The sequence below is a fragment of the Steroidobacter flavus genome, from assembly GCF_042651805.1.
GTDB lineage: Bacteria > Pseudomonadota > Gammaproteobacteria > Steroidobacterales > Steroidobacteraceae > Steroidobacter > Steroidobacter flavus.
Map to the genome: position 1 here is coordinate 1,461,295 of NZ_JBHSDU010000003.1, position 20,049 is coordinate 1,481,343.

At 61.8% G+C, this 20,049-nt stretch carries 12 protein-coding genes and 1 tRNA gene; 7 read left to right on the forward strand and 6 right to left on the reverse strand.

Translation table 11 applies throughout. The features are described from left to right. Positions 1-21 precede the first annotated feature (21 nt). From ACFPN2_RS11860 to ACFPN2_RS11875, 4 genes are read right to left on the reverse strand one after another with little or no spacing between them, the layout of a single operon-like run. Positions 22-1,254, reverse strand: coding sequence for an McrC family protein (locus tag ACFPN2_RS11860; protein ID WP_380596813.1), 1,233 nt, complete (start codon positions 1,252-1,254; stop codon positions 22-24). Continuing rightward, on the reverse strand, positions 1,254-3,899 hold the full coding sequence (locus ACFPN2_RS11865; RefSeq protein WP_380596814.1) for an AAA family ATPase: 2,646 nt from the start codon (positions 3,897-3,899) through the stop codon (positions 1,254-1,256). The genes ACFPN2_RS11860 and ACFPN2_RS11865 overlap by 1 nt, the downstream gene beginning before the upstream one ends. Positions 3,900-3,932: 33 nt before the next feature. Further along, positions 3,933-5,288, reverse strand: a complete 1,356-nt coding sequence (locus ACFPN2_RS11870; RefSeq protein ID WP_380600114.1) for a D-amino acid dehydrogenase — start codon at positions 5,286-5,288, stop codon at positions 3,933-3,935. Between the two features lie 15 nt (positions 5,289-5,303). Beyond that, positions 5,304-5,522, reverse strand: a complete 219-nt coding sequence (locus ACFPN2_RS11875; RefSeq protein WP_380596815.1) for a hypothetical protein — start codon at positions 5,520-5,522, stop codon at positions 5,304-5,306. A 286-nt stretch (positions 5,523-5,808) separates the two neighbouring features. On the opposite strand from ACFPN2_RS11875, the gene ACFPN2_RS11880 reads away from it, so the two are divergent. The 4 genes from ACFPN2_RS11880 to ACFPN2_RS11895 all read left to right on the forward strand — a co-directional run bounded on the left by ACFPN2_RS11880 (position 5,809) and on the right by ACFPN2_RS11895 (position 14,362). Continuing rightward, positions 5,809-6,858: a chemotaxis protein CheB gene (locus ACFPN2_RS11880; protein ID WP_380596816.1), complete on the forward strand. Its 1,050-nt coding sequence runs from the start codon at positions 5,809-5,811 to the stop codon at positions 6,856-6,858. 29 nt (positions 6,859-6,887) lie between these two features. Then, a complete protein-coding gene (locus ACFPN2_RS11885) occupies positions 6,888-10,475 on the forward strand; it encodes a CheR family methyltransferase (RefSeq protein ID WP_380596817.1) in 3,588 nt (1,195 codons plus the stop codon). A gap of 74 nt (positions 10,476-10,549) precedes the next feature. Next, on the forward strand, positions 10,550-12,127 hold the full coding sequence (locus tag ACFPN2_RS11890) for an alkaline phosphatase D family protein (protein WP_380596818.1): 1,578 nt from the start codon (positions 10,550-10,552) through the stop codon (positions 12,125-12,127). Between the two features lie 141 nt (positions 12,128-12,268). Then, positions 12,269-14,362: a hypothetical protein gene (locus ACFPN2_RS11895; protein ID WP_380596819.1), complete on the forward strand. Its 2,094-nt coding sequence runs from the start codon at positions 12,269-12,271 to the stop codon at positions 14,360-14,362. 45 nt (positions 14,363-14,407) lie between these two features. On the opposite strand, the gene ACFPN2_RS11900 is transcribed toward ACFPN2_RS11895, so the two are convergent. Further along, the gene (locus ACFPN2_RS11900; protein WP_380596820.1) at positions 14,408-15,823 is read right to left on the reverse strand and encodes a glycoside hydrolase family 28 protein; all 1,416 of its coding nucleotides are present in this window, start codon (positions 15,821-15,823) and stop codon (positions 14,408-14,410) included. Between the two features lie 91 nt (positions 15,824-15,914). Here ACFPN2_RS11900 and ACFPN2_RS11905 point away from each other — a divergent pair, with 91 nt between their 5' ends. From ACFPN2_RS11905 to ACFPN2_RS11915, 3 genes are all read left to right on the forward strand, one after another. Then, positions 15,915-18,200 carry a S9 family peptidase gene (locus ACFPN2_RS11905; RefSeq protein ID WP_380596821.1) on the forward strand — a complete coding sequence of 762 codons (2,286 nt, stop codon included), beginning with the start codon at positions 15,915-15,917 and terminating at the stop codon, positions 18,198-18,200. A gap of 43 nt (positions 18,201-18,243) precedes the next feature. Next, positions 18,244-18,882, forward strand: a complete 639-nt coding sequence (locus ACFPN2_RS11910) for a fibronectin type III domain-containing protein (RefSeq protein WP_380596822.1) — start codon at positions 18,244-18,246, stop codon at positions 18,880-18,882. A gap of 110 nt (positions 18,883-18,992) precedes the next feature. Beyond that, the gene (locus ACFPN2_RS11915) at positions 18,993-19,940 is read left to right on the forward strand and encodes a PDDEXK family nuclease (RefSeq protein ID WP_380596823.1); all 948 of its coding nucleotides are present in this window, start codon (positions 18,993-18,995) and stop codon (positions 19,938-19,940) included. A 9-nt stretch (positions 19,941-19,949) separates the two neighbouring features. On the opposite strand, the gene ACFPN2_RS11920 is transcribed toward ACFPN2_RS11915, so the two are convergent. Then, positions 19,950-20,025, reverse strand: a tRNA-Phe gene (locus tag ACFPN2_RS11920). Positions 20,026-20,049: the final 24 nt, after the last annotated feature.

Genomic DNA, 20,049 nt, shown 5'->3' on the forward strand with positions numbered 1-20,049 from the left:
TCGCCTGAGCTGCCGCCCTTTTCACACCGACAGGCCGTGGAACGACCGCGTCACAACGTCAAAGGGCACCAGTTGCACGCGTAGCGCCGGCTTGTGCAGGCCCAACGCACGAGTGACGCTGAAGCTGCTCTGCTTCGGATAGATCAACGCCGCCTGCGTTGCTCCATAGCGCGCGGCATAAGCGGCCAGTTGATACATATCCGCTTCGGCAACACCCCATTTCGCCTCGGCCTCGTCGAGGAGCTTCCATTTCGCGTCCGCGACCAGCAGCACTGTTCCGTCCGCGTCGCTCAACGTCATATCCGGTTTCATCGCGAACAACTGCTTGTCCGTCGCTGCATCCCGGGCGAACCATTTCATCGGGCCCTGCGCATGCAATCGCAAGCCACGGCCTCGAGCAATGCGTTGCGCGGCGCGCGTCACACAGGACTCGAACAGCTTGTTCATGTCGAAGAGCAGCGCGGCCGCGACGTTCGCGCCCACGGTCACGTCAGGATAAATTCCCTCGAGAAACCATCGACATTGACGCAGCACCGATTCATAACGCGCCATGGTGCGATTGACGACGATTGCATCGAGCATCTTGGCACTCGGCACCACGTCCGCGACTCCATCGAATCGTAGTAACAGCTCGCGGACGTGCTTGAGCGCCCGTGCGCCGAGCGGCAATTTCGACAGTCGCTGCAACACCCCTTTGATGACTCTATTCAGGGGCATGTCCGGGCTCAATTCGTCGTACTCGCAATACAACCGCTCCCGGTGCACCGAGTTGTGCTTGAGCTGCAACTCCACACGCAACTTACCGCGAATCACCGGTAGGTTTTCTACATGTGACACATACTGGCGCAACAGTCCCTGCGCCAGCTGCACCTCGAGTTCGCGGCAGAACGCGAGAACAAACGCGTCGAGTAGCACCGCTCGCTGCATGCGAACCGGACCGTTGCCAGCAGTCGCGGGCTGCAACTCCCTTGACTCATTGAGCATCCCGATCAGCGCATCCCGGCACGCGCCGGGCTCCTGCTCCTTGCCGGCGATCTTCGGCAACACTTCGATCACGGTCGAGCCGAGACAGATCACTCCGCAATGTTGAGTAAAGCGGACGGCTCGATGCTCCCAACGGCATATGCCCGCAGGCAGTGCTGGCAGCAGGCGCTCCAGGAGCGTGGCCTCTTTATCACCCAGCACCAGTTCGTCGGCGGATCGCCGCTCGCCGATACGCAGGCGCTGATGCTCGAGAACCTGCAGCGTTGTCATCAGGTCGGCGACTCGTAGATCTTCCGGAACGCGTCGGGAATCAATGACTCAGGTGCTGCAATCCGATAGCTTCTGGCAGGCGCGCAGTCATTGCGCTCGATGCCGAAGACCCGCTCGGGCAACAACAGCTCATGCACGACGATCTGCGGCTCGTTCGGCTCGTCGTCCTCGCCGATGTCCGCCAGCACCAGTTGAATGCGCCGCCAGTCCTCGTAGAAATATTCCTGCAGCAGCGGCACGACCTGATTGAGCATGACGCGCCTGAGCGCGTCGAATGTGCGCACCGGCATGAAATAAGCGTGTCCGATCTGCATATCGCGATTCAACAGATAGGTAACGCGCAGATTGATCGCACTCAGCAAGCGTCGAAGATCGATCTCTCCGCCCTGGCCGTCGTCGATCCTGCCGTGACCGTCGGCCCCGCCGATGAAGGCGGAATCGGGCATCAACTCGATGAACCTGAAGCGACGGCGCAGTGCCGTATCCAGCAGTGCGATCGAGCGATCGGCGGTATTCATCGTGCCATACAGATCCAGGTTCGCCGGCACGCCGAACAGCTCTTTGGAATACGGCAACGTGAGCTCCAGACCGGACGTGAGCACACCGTCGGCATCGTATGTAGCGCGCTTGTCGGGCTCGATCAAAGTGATCAGCTCGCCAAGAATTTTGGCGACATTGCCGCGATTGATCTCATCGATAAAGAGCGCGTAGCGGTTCTGCGGATCCTTTTTCGCGAGCCGGCAAATGCGCTTGAACACTCCCGGTGCCGGGCTGTAACTCAACTCCTTGGTTGTTTCGTCCAGCTCCGGACGAATACCTTCGACGAAGTCCTCGTAACCGTACGATTGGTGGAATGTCACGAACTCGTAGCGCCGCTGCGCGCTGGCGCTCGCCGGCCCGGCTTTCCAGCGCTTTGCGTTGGCCAGCTGTTCTGGACACTGCTCGGCCCAGTCATCCATCAGAAACCATTGCGAGTCGCCATCTTTGTCAAAGACCAACGGCTCGCTGCGCTCCTTCAACCGCACCGTCGTAGAGCTCGCATTCGCGTGCAGCTGGAGCACGGCCCACGCGCGATTGGTGCGATATTTCTCCTGGCCGGTCAGCTGAAGCTTGGCCGCGAAGAAGGGGTGCGCGACGATCTTGCCGACCTTGGAAGGTCTGCCGAGGTCCCAAAGCACGGCGACCAGCACATCGAACCAGCTCGCATCGGCGAGCTCGCCCGCCAGCCAGGCTTCTTTCGACTGAGCCTGGGGTGAGGAGGTGTACTCAGCCCGCAGTTGCGCGATCCGACGCGTCTTACCCGTGCCAGGCGGACCGTAATAAATGATGTTCTGCGGCTCTGCCGGCGCGGTTTGCTGGTACGTCGCAACCGTCTCGCTCACTCGCGGTAGCGTGCGCTTCTCGACTGACTCCTTCCATGCCTTCGCCAGGGCCGCGGCAGCGCGGGCTTTGATCTCGATGCCGGAACCTGGCGGCGCCCATAGCTGATCGGCCGAGAGAAGCTTCAGCTGCTCCGCTGAAACGTAAGCATCGCCTTTGGTGGGATCCTGAATTCGGGTGAATTCCACGTCGATGTACTGACGGGTCGCACCCTGCGCCGCTTCCGAAGGATTCCAATGAGGCCCGTCATAAGGCTCGCGTACCACGTTGCCAACCGCAATCGCGCCGCGCGGCTCACTCCCCGTTCGTACCAGATACGCCAGGTCGCCCGGCTTCGCGCCCCCGTTGGCGCAACTCCAGCGCGCAGTCACACCCTGCCCCGCATGCGTGGCGGAGCGATCGGCCTCGAGCGACTCCCATGGGAAATTGTCCGGATTCCAGATCAGCAGCCAGACCTTGCTCTGAGCTTCCTTCCAAAGCCCCGCCAAGGGCGGAACGTAGTAGTCCAGCGGCACGCCGGGATACTGCCCCTCGTTTTTCTTGCGAATCTCCAGCAACTCACGATCGAGCTGCAGTGCCGACTGAGATTGCACGTCGCGCCGGCGCTTGCCTGCGAAGTGTTGCACGATGTCTTTTCTATCCGAGCCGCTGAACACGCGCTCGAATTCGTCGGGGAACAGCAGGTACAACAGCATGTGGCGGAACTGCCGCTGGTTGGACTCGGGTACTGTTTGCAACCAGTCCGCCAGTGCCCAACCGTCTCGCAGCAGACGCTCCCGCTCGCGACTCGAAAGCGCTTTGAATGCGTGTGCAAATCGGATGATGTAAGCGAGCTCTTTCCGGCGATGAAGAGTGATGCCTCGCCCGGCACTGCCGACGCCCCGCAACGCCTCGGGCTGCAGCAGCTCGCGGCCCTGGGGAAGTAGCAGCTGATCCGACCAGGACCATAGCTCCGCCACTTCGTTGACCTTTGTGTCTACATTGACGTTGTCCGGCGCGAGCCACAGCAACCACTGGATCTCCGCCGCGAGCTGTTTGGCTGCGGAAGAGACCGGGTCGAGCTGCCGGCGCAGTTTCTCGAGAAAGTCATCGCTGCCGTGATCCTCATTCTCGACGAAGTGCCGCACCAGCTCGGCCAGATTTCCGGTCGTCCACAGTGCGCTCTCGGAGAATACCGAGCCATCATTCAACAACGCACGGTCGCGCCACACTGAGGCGGCGGCAAACACCGGCGCCGGATCGATGTCACCACAGAATCGAGACATTCCTGATCTCTCCGGAAAAAAAAGCAGCCGATTTTAGAAGCGAGCCAGCGAATAAGGCGCAGGGTCGATACTCGGCTCGTCGCCGCTCATCAGCTGAGTCAGCAATTGCGCCGAGCCGGCCGCGCAAGTCCAGCCCAATGGGCCTTGACCGCTGTTCACCCATAGATTCGCGATCCGTGTCGGCCCGATGATGGCGACACCGTCGGGTGACAAGGGCCGCAGGCCGCACCAGGGTTTCGCAGCGCTTTCATCCCATCTTCCCTGCGGCAGAATGTCGCGCATCGTCGATAGCAGGCTGCGCACGCGGACTGGATTGAGCGAGCGATCGTAGCCCGCAAACTCCGCGGTGCCGGCGACGCGAATCGCACGAGTGAACGGCACGATCACCACGTGTAAGTGATGATCGATGATGGGCCGGCCCAGCAAGGATCGCTCGCCTTCGTTCTCGAACGTAATCGAATAACCTTTCGCCGGACGCACCGGCAAACGCACGCCCGCCTGTCGCATCAGTAGCGTGCTGTAGCTGCCGGCGGCGACGACGTAATGATCAGCGGTATATCGTTTGCCGCCGCCGATGACAGCGGCAACCTTCCCCGAATGCATCTCGAGGGACACTTCGGCACCGAAGATGAACTCGACGCCAGTATCCCGCGCACGCTCTGCGAGCGCTTCGCAGTAACGGTGAGCGTCGCCGGTCTCGTCCGATTCATAAAACATCGCGCCGCTCAGCTGGTCGGCCAACGGCGCGAGTGCAGGTTCGAGCTCGAGCGCTTCGGCGGTCGAGACGCGACGACAAGCCAGGCCGGCGCCATTCAGCTTGGCGACCTCCGCTTCAGCACGAGCGAGCGCATCCCGATCCCGGAATATTCCCAAACTGCCGAGCGCGCCCCGGCCGTATTCGATCTGCGCCTGATCGCGCAGCGTTTGCATCGACTTGAGCGAGAACATCGACAGCCGCAAGTTACTTCGATGGTGGCGCTCATACGCCGCTGCCGTGGAATTCTTCAGAAAGCTCATTCCCCAGCCCGCGAGGCCAGGCAAGGTGTGCATGCGCAGCTGCAGAGACGCATCGGAGCGACCGAGCGAGCCCAACAACACTTTCCACGCGCCGGGCGCATTCCAGGGCTCGCACATGCCGGGCGTGAGCAGCCCGCCGTTCGCGAAACTGGTCTGCCTGCCCGGACCGGGCTCTCTATCGATGACCGTTACGTCATGACCGCGCCGTCGCAGATACCAGGCACTGGTGACGCCGGCCAGGCCGCTACCGATGATGACAACCTTCATTTTTCGACGACGGACGCCGCGACATCCGTCGTAATCCTCCCAGCCACGAAAATCCTGCTTGGTTAGATCGCCGTGGGCGATCGGGTCAGCCCCGGCTGGGACGATAGCATGACGACTGTCTCACTCGGCCTGCCGCCCATACGTCTCGCGGAGCTGTCGCTTCACTTGCTCGTGCGTCTGACATTCACAGCGCGCCGGACTCGCACCGATGTTCGTGCAGATCCGCACATCGCACGGCGGCGCCGACCGCACCCGCTGAATGAAATTCGCCGGCGTGCACCCGGCAACGCCGATGCACACGAGCACGAATGTTACCGGGAAGCGCTGGATCGGAATCATGGAGCTCACCTCGTCGATTGGGTCAGCCCCGAATATTCAGACGCCAACGCGCCGCCCAGAGGAATGTGATGACGTGACGGCGCGCGGGACGAGCGACCGTCGGACGTGACGAGTCAATTCGTCACTCATCGCACGGGCGTGTCGCTTCGTCGCGCGTGCAGGTATTCGCCCCCTCGCCGAAACATCCATGCTCCTGTCGCGTTGCTGAAGTGGCCCCGCATGGATCGAACGACGGCGTGCACATCCGCGCCGTCAGCAACCGGCTACATGTAGCCAGGAGCCACTGATGGCCAACCGAGACTTGGTGGTGATTGGCGGATCCGCCGGCGCCGTTCCCGCATTGACGACTATCCTGCGCTCTCTGCCAACGAATTTGCCGGCGGCGGTCGTCGTGATTCTGCATGTCCCGGCCGAAAGCACCGGCATTTTCAGGACCGTCGCCGCGGCCGCCTCGGCGCTACCGGTCAAACAAGCCGAACAAGGCATGACTATCGAGCGTGGGAATATTTACGTTGCCCGCGCCAATAGACATTTGCTGGTCGTGGATGGCCACCTGCGCCTGGGCACGGGGCCGCGCGAGAATCTGGTACGTCCGGCAATCGATCCTTTGTTCCGTTCCGCTGCACTCACCGCCGGGCCGCGGGTCATCGGAGTGATTCTCAGCGGAAAACTCAACGACGGTGCTTCGGGCCTGGCGGCGATCAAGACGTGCGGCGGTATCGCGCTGGTGCAAGCTCCACAACACGCGCTGTCCAGCGAGATGCCGCTCGCCGCGCTCGAAGCCTCGCCGGTGAATTTGAGTGCCAGCCCCGAAGAGCTGGCCTCGGCGATACAACGATACGTCAGTGAAGCGCCCGGGCCGGGGCGACTCGGCCCGCCCGGGCTGCAACTGGATGTCGAAATCGCCCTCGGTGCCCGGACGCGTCCAGAGAATTTCGACACTCTCACCAAACCTTCATCGATCACGTGTCCCGACTGCGGCGGCGTGCTGGCCGAGATCGAGGGCGACCGCCCGTTGCGCTTTCGCTGCCAGGTGGGTCACGCGTTTTCTGCGCAGGCCCTGTTGAGAAAGCAGGAAGGACAAGTCGACGAGGCCATGCGCGTCGCGCTCCGGATCATCGAGGAGCGCGCGTCTCTGGTGGAGCGCATGGGACAGGACGCTCTGCAGACCGGTCGTCAGGGCATGGCGGAGATGTACGAGCGTCGAGCGGCGGAGTACCGTGGCTACGCGGAATCGCTCCGCGAAGCGGTCTTGCTTAGAATGGAGGCTGCGGACTCGTCCGAAGCCGACAGCGTCGTCACTCGCGAGGTGCAGATGCCCGAAGCGCCGGATTGAGCGATATCCCTTGAAACTGCGGGTGATCAGTGGCCAGCAACGACAAAACTCCAGGATCGTCGCCGGATGAGAGTGCCACGGGCAGCGCGCGTCAGACCGTTGTCATCGGTGTCGGCGCCCCCGCGCATAACGGCGGACTGGATGAGTTCCTGCGCTCCAGTCACGAGCTGCGCAGCGCCGCGCTCGTCATCGTGCTGCAATCCAAGGATCCGGTGACGCCGGCCCGGCTCGATGAAATCAAAGCGGCCGCCACCAGCAGGCTGGTCGCGATCGAGGACCAGATGTCCATCGAGGCCGGCCGGATCTATCTCGCCCCGGAGGGAATGAAGGTCACGGTCTCCGGCAATCAGTTTCGCGTGCGGCCGGCGAAGGAAGCGCCGGGCGAGCGCGGCACCATCGACAGCTTCCTCGTGCCGCTGGCCGAGCAGGAACGGGAATTCGCGGTCGGCGTGGTGCTCGCCGGTGTCGGCGGCGATGGCACGCTCGGTGTGACTTCGATCAAGGAACAAGGCGGGTTCACGCTCGCGCAGCGCCTGCCCGGCGAAGACCATTCAGAGATGAGTCTGCAGTCGGCGGTGGCGATCGCCGACGTGGTCGCGCCGATCAACGAAATCGTGCAGCGTCTGGTGGCGCATCTGGGCAGCGTCGCTCCAGTGCCGTCGCCGAAGAATTTCGACGAGATCGTGACCGCGGCCGGACCGGCACTGGCGCGTATCGCAACCGTGCTCCGCAATCGCACCGGTCACGATTTTCACGGTTACAAACACAACACCTTCCTGCGCCGCGTCCAGCGCCGCATGCAGGTGACGCAGATGCCGACCATCGAGTCCTATCTCGACCACCTGCGCGCCGAGCCCGACGAAGCGCAGAATCTGTTCAACGATCTGCTGATCGGCGTCACTCACTTCTTCCGCGATCGCAAGGAATTCGAGGCGCTCGAGCGCGAGGTCATTCCAAAAATCTTCGAGGGCAAAGGCAGTAACGACCACCTGCGCGTGTGGGTGCTCGGTTGCGCGACCGGCGAAGAGGCGTACTCCATCGCCATTCTATTGAGGGAATATTCCGCCCGGCTGGACGCGGTTCCGCACATCCAGATCTTCGCGACAGACATCGACAATCGCGCGTTGGCGCAGGCACGGGTCGGGCGGTTCGCAGCCTCGGCGGTACAGGATGTGACGCCCGAGCGCCTGGCCCGCTGGTTCGTGAAGGAAGGCGACACGTATTGCATCGTGAAAGAGCTGCGCGAGATGTGCATCTTCTCGCAACACAATTTGATCAAAGACGCGCCGTTCTCGCGACTCGATCTGGTCTCCTGTCGCAATCTGCTGATCTATCTGAACGCCGAGCTGCAGAACCGGGTCATCCCGTTGTTCCATTTCGCGCTACGCCCCGGCGGCTTCCTGTTCCTCGGCAATTCAGAAAATGTCACACGCCATAGCAAGTTGTTTGCCACGGTGGACCGGCGCTATCGAATCTTCCGGCATGTCGAAGGCCTCACGCGCATCCTGCCGGACTTTCCTCTGATGGCGAATGCCGATCGACGGGGCGTCGCGGAGACGCCGCGCACCGCTCGCGTCAATACCAGTAACGGCGCCGCGCTGAACAAACAGGCCGAGCGCATCATGGAGCGTTATGCGCCCGCCTACCTGATCGTCGACGAGAACCACGACGTAGTGCACTTCTCGGGTCGCACGGGCAAATATCTCGATCCGCCGACCGGGCTGGCGAGCCTCAATATCATGAATCTGGTTCATCGCGACCTGCGCATGGACCTGCGCTCGGCCCTGCATCGCGCCGAAAGCGAGAACACGACGATCCGCGTCAGCGGCCTGCGCGTCGGTCAGAACGGCAAGACCATGTTCGTCACGCTCTCCGTCGAACCTATCGAGAGCGCGCTGGGCCAGCCTTCCCGTTACGCCATCATCCTGCAGGATGGTCACATAGTCACCGACGAGGAGGATCAGGCCAACTTCGTCGCCAGCAGCGGCGGCGGGGTCACGGACGAGCACGTGCGCCGCCTCGAGGAGGAATTGCGCGTCACACGCGATCGCCTGCAAGCGACCATCGAGGAGCTGGAGAGCACCAATGAAGAGCTCAAGGCGTCGAACGAGGAATATCAGTCGGTCAACGAAGAGCTGCAATCTTCCAACGAAGAGCTGGAAACATCGAAGGAAGAGCTGCAGTCGCTGAACGAGGAGCTGCAGACCGTCAACGGCGAGCTGGCGCATCGGGTCGAGGAGCTGGCACGCGCCAACTCGGACCTGAAGAATCTGCTGGAAAGCACCCAGATCGCGACCATCTTCCTCGACAACGATCTGCGCATCACCAGCTTCACGCCGGAGATGTCCGACATCCTGCATTTGATCGAGACCGACATCGGCCGGCCGATTCATCACATCGCGAAAAAGATCGCTTATGAGGATCTCGAAGGCGATGTGCGCCGGGTGATCCGCACGCTCGGCACCATCGAGCGGGAAACCGTCAGCCAGCAAACGAATTCGCACTACCTCACGCGCATCCTTCCTTATCGCAGTATCAACAACGTGATCGAAGGCGCGGTCGTTACGTTCCTCGATGTGACGAGGCTGTCGCGCGCCGAGGAAAGATTGCGCGAGAGTGAGGCGAGACTTCGCGCAATCGTCGAGGGCATTCCGCAGCTGGTCTGGCGCGCCAGCGATGGCGGTCACCGCACGTGGTCGAGCCCGCAGTGGACCGAATTCACCGGCCAGTCCGCGGAAGCGGCACTCGAATTCGGGTGGCTGGAGGTGGTGGCGCAAGAAGACCGCGAGCGCGTGAAGGCTGCCTGGCAAGACGCCCAGCTGACCGGCCAGCTGAGCATGGAGCACAAGCTGTGGAATGTGAAAGAGAACGCATACAAAGCCGTTCACCTGCGCGCGACGCCGGTGTGGGGCGACAGTAACAAGCCGACCGAATGGTTCGGCACGGCGACCGACGTTCACGAGCTGTTGCGCCTGCAGGATCGGCAGCAAGTGTTGTTACACGAGTTGCAGCACCGGGTTCGTAACATTCTGGCGGTGGTGAGATCGGTCGCGCAACGCACCGGCAAGTCGAGCGACAGCGTCGAAGCGTATTCGAATACCCTCGCCGGCCGCATCAATGCCATGGCTCGCACCCACAATGTTTTGACGAGCTCGCCCGATGCCAGCATCGATTTGCACACGCTGATCCGCAGCGAGATCGAAGCGACCGGCAACGAGAGCGACCATCAGTTGAGCCTGTCCGGCCCGGAGATCACGCTGTCGGGCAAGGCGGCCGAGAACATCGGGCTGGCCATGCATGAGCTGGCGACCAACGCGCTCAAGTACGGCGCGCTCGCCAATCCCACTGGTCATATCAATGTTGCCTGGAACATCGATGGCACCGCGGACAAGCCGGCGCTGGTGCTGACCTGGCGCGAGACCAAAGTCGATGTGAGCTCTCCGAGTCGCCGCGGCTTCGGCTCGGAGCTGATCGAGCACGTCGTTCCCTATGACTTCGGCGGCACGGGCAAGATGGAATTCAAACCGGACGGCCTGCTCTGCGTGCTGAGCTTGCCGCTGAACGGCGAGATGCGCGTCAACGGCGACGAGCTCGAGACCGGCACGGGCCATCGCTGAAAAATTTCTACGACACGAAACGGTCATTCGCGTCTCCGATACTGCATCTTCGACCCGCACGCGGAGATGCAAGCATGGGACATGATAAACATCCGGCCCTGTTCGGCCGACGTGGCTTTCTGACTGGAATGGGCGCGGTGTTGTTGAGCACCGCGGTGTCGGCGCAGACGTTCTCGCCCTTTGATTCGAAGGAACGTCTGGGCGGTTATCCGTTCACGCTGGGCATCGCTTCCGGCGATCCGACATCCGACGGCTTCGTTCTCTGGACCCGACTCGCCACCAAACCGCTGGAGCCGAACGGCGGCATGCCCGATCGCCCCGTGCTCGTGCGCTGGCAAGTCGCGCTCGATGAAAAAATGCGCAGAGTCGTGCGACGTGGCGCGTCCCTCGCGATTCCGCAGCTCGCGCATTCCGTGCACGTCGAAGTGGATCATCTGCCGCCGGGCCGCTGGTATTGGTATCAGTTCGAAGTCGGCGGCGAAGTCAGCCTGGTCGGTCGCGTGCGCACCGCGCCGCTGTTCGGCGCGCCACAACGTGATCTGACGTTCGCGTTCGCCTCGTGCCAGAACTGGGTGAACGGTTTCTTCCCCGCGTATCGGCGCCTGGTGGAAGAAGACCTCGACTTCGTCGTGCACCTGGGCGATTACATTTACGAAGGCCCGGGCGGCGCCGGTGTGCGCGCACACTTGCCGGCCACGGAGATCATGTCGATCGACGATTACCGGATTCGTCACGCTCAATACAAATCCGATCCCGCCCTGCAAGCCACGCACGCGGCGTTCCCCTGGATCGTGACCTGGGACGATCACGAGCTCGAGAACAACTACGCCGGCTTCATTCCGCAAGATGAAGCGGATACTCCGATCTTTGCCGATCGACGTGCTCGTGCGTATCAAGCCTATTACGAGCACATGCCGTTGCGCCGGACCTCGTTCCCGAGAGGACCGAACCTGCAGCTCTATCGCCGCCTGAGCTTCGGCCGACTGTTGCAGCTTCACGTTCTCGACACGCGCCAATATCGCTCCGCCGGTGCGCCCGAAGGTTGCACGGTGGCTGAGCGCGTTGACGGCTACTGCCCGTCAGCGCTCGATCCCTCCCGGACGATCACCGGCGAGAAGCAGCGCGACTGGCTGATCGACGGCCTGAATCGTTCACGCGCTCGTTGGAACGTGCTTGCCAATCAAGTGCCGTTCGCGCCGACCGATGGCAATGCGAATCCAGCGATCAAGACGTATGGCGGCGAAAAGTGGGATGGTTATCCGTTCGACCGCGCCGCCATCCTCGACTTCATCACGGCGCAACGGCTGTATAACACCGTCGTGATCACCGGCGACGTGCATGCGAACTACGTGCGTGACGTTCCGCCGGATTCCAACAATCTCGATGCGGAGCCGGTGGCGACCGAGTTCGTCGGCACTTCGATCAGCAGTGGCGGCGATCGCGTGTTGACGACTGGATACGGCGGCGACGTGAACAACCCGCATCAGCTCTTCAATGACAATCATCACGGCTACGTCCGCTGCGCGATTTCGCGCGAGCAGTGGCAGACGGACTATCGCGTCGTGCCGAGCGTGCTCGTTGAAGATGCGCCAGTCAGTACGTTGGCGTCTTATGTCGTCGAACATGGACGCGCTGGAGCGCAGAAGATTTGATTGAGACCTGAAGTGGCGGCGGCGCTCTAAGCGCCCCCGCTCGCCCTGAAGGGCAATTGACCGATTTCTCTCCGAAACAATGAGCCGTCAAGCGACCGGGCTGCGCATGACTGGTGAGGTTTCAATAATGGAGAGAATGACGTGGACACGCTTCGCAGCCCGCAGCGGCTGATTGCCATCGGACTCATGAGTCTCACGATCGCCGCCTGCGGCGGTGGCGGAACAGACTCTGACTCGAGCACGAGCTCAACGGGCGAAGGCCCCAGCGGCGGATCGCCGCCCAATGGCTCGCCGAGCGAGCAAACCGCGCTCGATTGCGTCCAGGACAGCTACCCCTGCAGTTTCAACGAAGTCTCGTTAGCGACTATCGAGCGCAGCCTCGCGTTGAGCGATGAGGTTGCACAACAGCTCGAGAATGGCGTCGCCATCGATCAGGCGGCAGCCTTTCTGTCCTCGCAAAGTGACATTGCGGATGTGACGGTCGACGGCCCCGTGCTGGGGTTTCGTCTCGCGGGCGGGCGCCCGATGATCGTCGACGTCACGGGTGACCAGGAGTTTCTTGCCAGCCCAGCGGCTGCCGCCGGCGCGGCTTCCAGCAAGAGTGCCATGAGCCCGGCGACCGCGCAGAAACTCAGGACCGTTCGCACCGCGCTGAGCTCAAAGATCACGAGCGACAACGCCACGCAGCGTCGCGCCTTGGTGCTCTCGCCGTTTCGCTACGAGGAGAACTTCGGCAACGCCGGTGAGCTGATTGCCGCCGAGCTGAATACCGTGCGCGGCTACGCAGGCAATGTGACTTACCTGGCGACGACCATAGAGTCCGCCCCGCAAGTTACGGTGGACACGCTGACTCAATTAGAGAACTACGATGTCATTCACATCGATACCCACGGCGGCACGTTGTGCAAGAAGAAGGACTCCAATCCGGTGGGCTCGGACAAGAAGAAGTGCGCCGACGGTCTCACTGACTTGCTCGTGCAGCGATTCCATGGCACCGCTCAGGACCTGCAGAGCCTCCAGCACCCGGGCGTGATTCACTACCGGGGCCGGCTGCACCAATCGATCGCTGTGACGGCGGACTTCTTCCGCCACTACTATCCTCAAGGGCTGAACGATCAGCTGTTCATTCTGGGGGCGTGCAACACCTTCCGCACGGACATGGCCGATGCGATCGCCGGCGACAGCGGCGTGTATGTGAGCTGGGACGGTTACACCGATCTGAGCCTGGTCAGAAACACCGGCCTTTCCCTGGTGGACTCGTTGCGCTTGGGCTTAACCGTGGGCGAAGCGTTCGCTCGGCTGCCTGATTTCAGCTCCGACAATCCCGAGGCCACGGGCGTCCTGCAGCGTACGCCGCGACAAGCTGGCGGAGATCTGCGCATTCGCGATCTGCTCACCGTTCGAGACAACATCACCGGCGAGCTCGTGAACGATGCCAGCGGCATCGAAGTGATGGAGACGCCAGAAGACGGCAACAACGACAATCTCAATCTGGAATTCACCGTCGACGGCGTCACGCCGGAACAACTCGGCAACTTCAACATCAATCTGGTGATCGAGAACCAGGTCATCGGGCACATCAATCTGGGCCAGCATGGCGTGCCCGTCGGCGACTTCAGCTACCGGGTGGCAACGCCCATCCCGCTGGGATTCGATGTCGAGGAGTTGCAGGCTCTGCACATGGACTTCTGGATTCCGCTGCCCGATCAGGGCGAGGATCATTTCATCGCGGCACCGAGAGTGAACGATCGCGAACAGTCAGAAGTGGGCAGGGCCTGGGTGCTCGGCAGCCGACTGACCGAATCGCATCACGACAGCTCCACGCTCATCACGGCGGACGTCGAGTTCGAGATCGATCCGCAGGACGATCCTGCGAGCAGCTATCACTATTTCTATGTGAGCAGCGGCGGGGTGCGCGTGCAGCGGGACTACGAAGATGCGCAGAACTGCGCATATCACATCGATCACACCACCAACCTCGCCGCGAATGCCTCGAATAACTATCTGACGTTCGATACCAGCGGCACGAACATGAGGGTCGATGGTTTCGGCCGGACGCCGAACGAGTACATCCAGGTGACCAACAGCTGTGGCGCCACGGTGACCGTGAACGTCGGCGGCGTTTACTTCCTGGCGGAAGACACGATCGTCACTGGCGATTCGGCGCAAGGCGCGTACAACGACGGCGCGAACAATCCCACGATCATCGAGTGGACGTTGGACAAGACTTTGTGAGTTAGCGACGGGCTCCCGCCTCTGGCGCGGGAGCCCTATGATCGATCACGATTCGAGCGACTTCACCAGCGCGCCATTCACACGGACGTTTTCGAGCCTCACGCTGCGGGTGTACTTCACAGTGCTGGGCTGCGTGACCTGGTTGAACTCACAATCTCGCAGCGTGATGTCGTCGACCGGCGCCTTGGGCAACCCTTGGGAATCCAGCACTCGCCCGGCCTTCGCGACCCGCATCCGTTCCACCACGACGTTGCGCAGCTTCGGGGTGAACGCACCGTTCGCGCCTTCTTCGTAGTTGAAGTCGCACGTGATGGCCGCGCGACCGACCTGCCCCACGTCGATGTCACGATAATAGAAGTTCTCCAGCAGCCCGCCCCGAAGCGCGTTGTTCTTGAACCGGATCGCGTACCAAAGATCCGGGCTGTCCATGTGACACTGTTCGGCGAACACCCAACGCGCGCCGCCCGAGATCTGACTGCCCACGACCACGCCGCCATGCCCCGCCTTCATCTGGCAATTACGGATCAGAATGTTCTGCGATGGCACGTTGAGACGTCGCCCATCCGCGTTGCGCCCTGAATTCACAGCGATGCAGTCGTCGCCCGTATCGAACGAGCAGTCCTCGACCAGCATGTGATCCACCGACTCCGGATCCATCCCGTCGTTGTTCGGTCCGTGCCCGAACACGTCCACGCCTCGCACAGTGATATTCCGGCACAGTACGGGATGAATGTTCCAGAACGGCGAGTTGCGCAAACGGACACCTTCGATGAGCACGTTCTCGCACCGATAGGGCTGAATGAACGGCGGACGCAGATAACCGCCTGCGCCGAAGATGCGCTTCTCTGGCGGCACGCCCGCTTCCGCCATATTGAACAGATCCGCACGCGCCTTGAGCTGCGTGGGCATGCCTTCGACCCAACTATGATCCACGGTGCCGCCCCACTTCCCTTTCCACGGCCACCAATGCTGGGCGCTTCCCTGCCCATCCAGCGTGCCCTTGCCGGTGACGGCGATGTTTTTCTGCTCGAACGCGTAGATGAGCGGCGAATAGTTCATGAGCTCCATGCCTTCCCACCGCGTGAACACCAGCGGATAGCTCGCCGGGTTGGTGTCGAAACAAAGCGTCGCGCCTTCGGCGACGTGCAACTCGACATTGCTCTTGAGATGAATCGCACCCGTGAGGAATTTGCCCGCCGGCACCAGCACCCGCCCACCGCCGGCCCCGACACAGGCTACGATGGCCTTCGCGATCGCTGCGGTATTCAAGGTTGTGCCATCGGCAACCGCACCGAATTTGGTGATATCGAAAACGCGCTTGGGAAAGGTCGGCGGCCGAATGTTCCGCGCGATGTCGGCCGCTCGTTCCCAGGCTTCACTCGAAGTCGTGACCGCGGGCACTTTGCCGGAAGCAATCAGGGCTACCGCGCCCGTCCCCGCAACGAAGGTCCGTCGATTCATCGATGCGCCCATTCGTACCTTCCTGAAATGAATGTCGAGCGATCTTCACACATCGCACACCGGTCGATGCGATGGTATACGATATACATCCATGAAGATCATTGCCATCGCCTCGCTTGCAGCCCTGCTGGCCCCGCCTCTGGCCGCCGCCTCCGACCCCTCGGCGCTCCGTCGCTCGCTGTCCCTTCGCGACGATTGGATGTATCTCACCCGTGACATCGCCGACCCGGCCGAATGGACGCATGAAGGCAAGCGATTTCACTATCGCAAGACCGTCGAGGGCGGCTTCGCTTTCGTTGAAATCGATGCGCGCACTCAAAGGCGACGCGCGCCTTTCGACGCGGGAAAGCTGGCGGTCGCGCTGAGCGACGCGACCCAACAGAGCTATCAACCGCTGCGCTTGCCGTTCGATGCTTTCGAATATGCCGATGAGAACCGCGCAATCACGGTGACGATTGCCGACGAACGCTGGACGTGCGGCATCGTTAGTTATGCCTGTCGCAAGGCCGATCCCGCCGACATGAATCGTCCACGCGCGTTCGGTGTGGTCCGCGATCTGGACGCACCGGCAGATAATCATCCGCGTAAATCGCCGGACGGTCAGTGGGAAGCGCTGGTCGAAGATGACAACGTCGTGGTTCGCGCGGTGGGCTCGAAGGATGCAATCGCGCTCAGCACCGACGGAACGCCCGGCGAGTTCTACGATCCAGAGACGCTCGCCTGGTCGCCCGATTCGACGCGGCTCGTCGTATATCGTGTGCGGCCCGGTTTTCGTCGCATCGTCACGCGGGTCGAGGCGGCTCCGTCGAATCAGCTGCAACCTGCGCTCCGCACGCAGCTCTATCCCAAGCCCGGCGATCCGGTCGACATTGAGCAGCCTGTGTTGTTTCATGTGGCCGAGCGCCGCCGGATCGATATCGACAACGCCCTGTTTACCAATCCCTATGAGATGTCCCCGCCCGCGTGGCGCAAGGACGGCCGCACGTTCGCCTTTGACTACGAACGACGCGGACACAGTCAGGCCCGAGTGATCGAAGTCGATGGCCAGACGGGCGCGGCGAAAGCGGCGATCACCGAAGATTCGAAAACGTTTGTTTATGCCGATCGTCGCTATCGACACGATGTTGGCGACGACGCGCGAGAAATCGTTTGGATTTCCGAGCGCGATGGCTGGCGACACTTGTATCTCGCGGACGCTGCGACGGGTGCACTAAAGCAGATCACTCGCGGCCCCTGGGTCGTGCGCGACGTGCTCAAGGTGGACGACGCGCAGCGACGCCTCTGGTTTTCGGCGAGCGGCATGGATGCGGGGAAGGATCCATATTTCAAACACGTGTTTCGGATCGACTTCGACGGCGCGAATCTCACCCGACTGACCACGGCCGACGCCACCCACAAAGTGCGTTTTGCGCCCGACATGTCCGTCTATGTCGATACCTATTCTCGCGTGGACCTGCCTACGGTGTCTGAGCTTCACCGTGCGGACGGCACGCTGATTGCGACCCTCGAGCGTGGTGACATCTCGCGCTTGACCGCCGCCGGCTGGCGACCGCCAGAGCCCTTCGTTTCTAAAGGACGCGATGGCACGAGCGACATCTGGGGCCTGATCGTGCGCCCGCGCGACTACGATCCCGCGAAGAAATATCCGGTGCTCGAAAACATCTACGCCGGTCCGCACGACAGCTTTGTGCCGAAGAGCTTCTGGCCGTTCGGCTTCCATGCCGGCGGCGACAAGGTCATCGGCATGCAGGCACAGGCCGATCTCGGCTTCATCGTCGTGCAGATCGATGGCATGGGCACGGCGAATCGATCCAAGGCCTTTCATGACATCTCGTGGAAGAACCTCGCGGACTCCGGCTTCCCCGATCGCATTCTCTGGCACAAGGCACTCGCCGCCCGCGATCCCTCCTATGACATCAGTCGCGTCGGCATCTACGGCGCCTCCGCCGGCGGCCAGAGCGCGCTCAATGCGTTGCTGTTCTATCCTGATTTTTACAAGGCCGCGGTGGCGTACGCGGGGTGTTATGACAATCGGATGGACAAGATCAGCTGGAATGAACAATGGCTCGGCTGGCCCGTCGATGCGAGTTATGCCGCCGCGTCCGGCGTCGACAATGCCGCCAGGTTGCAGGGCCGTCTTTTGTTAATCGTGGGCGAGCAAGATTCCAATGTGGATCCGGCCTCGACGATGCAGGTCGTGGACGCGCTGATCAAAGCGGATAAGGATTTCGAACTGTTGGTCGTTCCTGGCGGCGAGCACAGCGTGGGCCGCTCGACCGGACCGATTCCGTATGTGCAACGACGGCAGTTTGAGTTTTTTATGCGGACCTTGTTGGCGCGACCGAACCAATCTCTCGGTACCGATCTAAGTCCCTAGGCTACGATCGGCATCGCCATCGTTCCATGGCACGGAGATGTCGATGCGAAACTTTGGGTTGGTTCTCTGCCTGCTCGCTGTGGGTGCCGGCGCTGCCTCGCCCGCCAATCGCGCACCAACGATCAGTGGCAAGCTTCCCGATACGCGGGTCGGTGCCGACTATTACTTCATGCCGAAGGCCAGCGATCCCGACGGCGACACGCTGACGTTCTCCATCAGCGGCGCACCGGGCTGGATGCGTTTCCGAGAGAGCGATGGCCGCATCGTCGGGCAGGCGGATGCCGAGGGCATCTATTCGAATATTGTCGTGAGCGTACGCGACTCACACGGCAATACTACGAGCCTACCGCCAGCGACGATTACGATCACGGGTTCAGGTACGAGCGCCCGTGCGGGCGCGCAACTCTCGCCGGCCAAGGGCACGGGTACCGCGACGCTGACCTGGACGCCGCCGACTCAGAATGACAACGGCACATCGCTGGCCAATCTCGCCGGCTATCGCATCTCGTACGGCACGAAACCCACCGAGCTCACGCTGACCATCGAGCTGCCCAATCCCAGCGCCAGCGGCTACATCGTGCCGAATCTCGCGCCGGGCACTTATTACTTTTCGGTGCGCTCATACAATTCGCAGGGAAAGGAGAGCACTCCGTCGAAGGTGGTCAAGAAGGTGGTCCGCTGATGGCGAGAATTGCCGAGCTGTTTGGGTGGAGAGTCGATGAAGGGCCCCTCGAGCAGCCCCATGACAACTGGTTGAGCTGCCACTGTCCGTTCACAGACAAACCCTGCGACGTGACCTCCAATCGAGGCGACCGCGCCTACTTCGACCCGAACGGCCCAGCGATCACCGATGCAGATCGCGGGATCTACGCGCGCCACTACACCGCACTAAGAACACCACTCGGCATCTGCAGTGTATCGACCAAGCGTCGCTATGAATCGGAAGCCAAGCCCTGGATCATCTGCCCGAAACGAATGATGGAGCTGCGCACGAGCCCGCCCGTCATCCTGCCCGAGGTGAGAGCATTGATCCCCATCCGCCCGGGCGCGGATGTGCGCTGCTGGTGGGAATTCAAGTTCGCCTCGAGCGACGATTCGGAAGAGAACGAGCTCGCCGGTCGCTTTTTCGAATTCACGTTCGATTACATCCTGATGGAAGTCGACAAGAGCGGCGGCGGCCCGCACCCGCGTCTCGTCGGCGCTCCATACATTTTGGAGATCATGACTTCCAGCACGCGAGGCGGCGGACTGACCGAGCACATGGCAGACGTCCTTGCCTTGAGAGAGCAACGTCCATTGCGCGGGGCCGTGAAGTCGCCTTACACACCAAACTATCGACAGGTGTTTGGTCGCATGGCCTCGCAGCTGTTTGCGAAGTCAGAAGTGGCACAGGCCTGGGGCGGCAAGACTATCTGGATTCTTCAGGACGTGCTCCTGGAGTACATCCAGCAAACCACTGCGTTCGATCCCAAGCCTTTTGTCGGCCAGACCGCCGGCAACGTGAACCTGGTGGTCTATCGAATGGACAAGAACGCAACGACCCAGCAGTACGACCTCACCTACGACAAGACCCTCGTCGGCCATTCCCGGGTTGCGGACGCGGCCACCCCGGACTTCACCTCCATGCTCGGCATCGGGCACATCCCGCCGCTGGAGCTGCTGAAATCGACCCTCGAGAGGACCCAGGCGCGCAAGCGCCGTCCAGGCGACCCGGTCAACTGGATCGACTTCAAGTGGTGATCGCCTGAATGGTGGCCGGGGTCGGAATCGAACCAACGACACGCGGATTTTCAGTCCGCTGCTCTACCAACTGAGCTACCCGGCCATAGGGTGGGCCCGGACGAGGTCG

Excerpts from the sequence above, each read along its gene's own strand:
- ACFPN2_RS11860 (WP_380596813.1), bottom strand. The coding sequence starts at position 1,254 with ATGACAACGCTGCAGGTTCTCGAGCATCAGCGCCTGCGTATCGGCGAG.
- ACFPN2_RS11865 (WP_380596814.1), bottom strand. The coding sequence starts at position 3,899 with ATGTCTCGATTCTGTGGTGACATCGATCCGGCGCCGGTGTTTGCCGCC.
- ACFPN2_RS11875 (WP_380596815.1), bottom strand. The coding sequence starts at position 5,522 with ATGATTCCGATCCAGCGCTTCCCGGTAACATTCGTGCTCGTGTGCATC.
- ACFPN2_RS11880 (WP_380596816.1), top strand. The coding sequence starts at position 5,809 with ATGGCCAACCGAGACTTGGTGGTGATTGGCGGATCCGCCGGCGCCGTT.
- ACFPN2_RS11890 (WP_380596818.1), top strand. The coding sequence starts at position 10,550 with ATGGGACATGATAAACATCCGGCCCTGTTCGGCCGACGTGGCTTTCTG.
- ACFPN2_RS11900 (WP_380596820.1), bottom strand. The coding sequence starts at position 15,823 with ATGAATCGACGGACCTTCGTTGCGGGGACGGGCGCGGTAGCCCTGATT.
- ACFPN2_RS11905 (WP_380596821.1), top strand. The coding sequence starts at position 15,915 with ATGAAGATCATTGCCATCGCCTCGCTTGCAGCCCTGCTGGCCCCGCCT.
- ACFPN2_RS11910 (WP_380596822.1), top strand. The coding sequence starts at position 18,244 with ATGCGAAACTTTGGGTTGGTTCTCTGCCTGCTCGCTGTGGGTGCCGGC.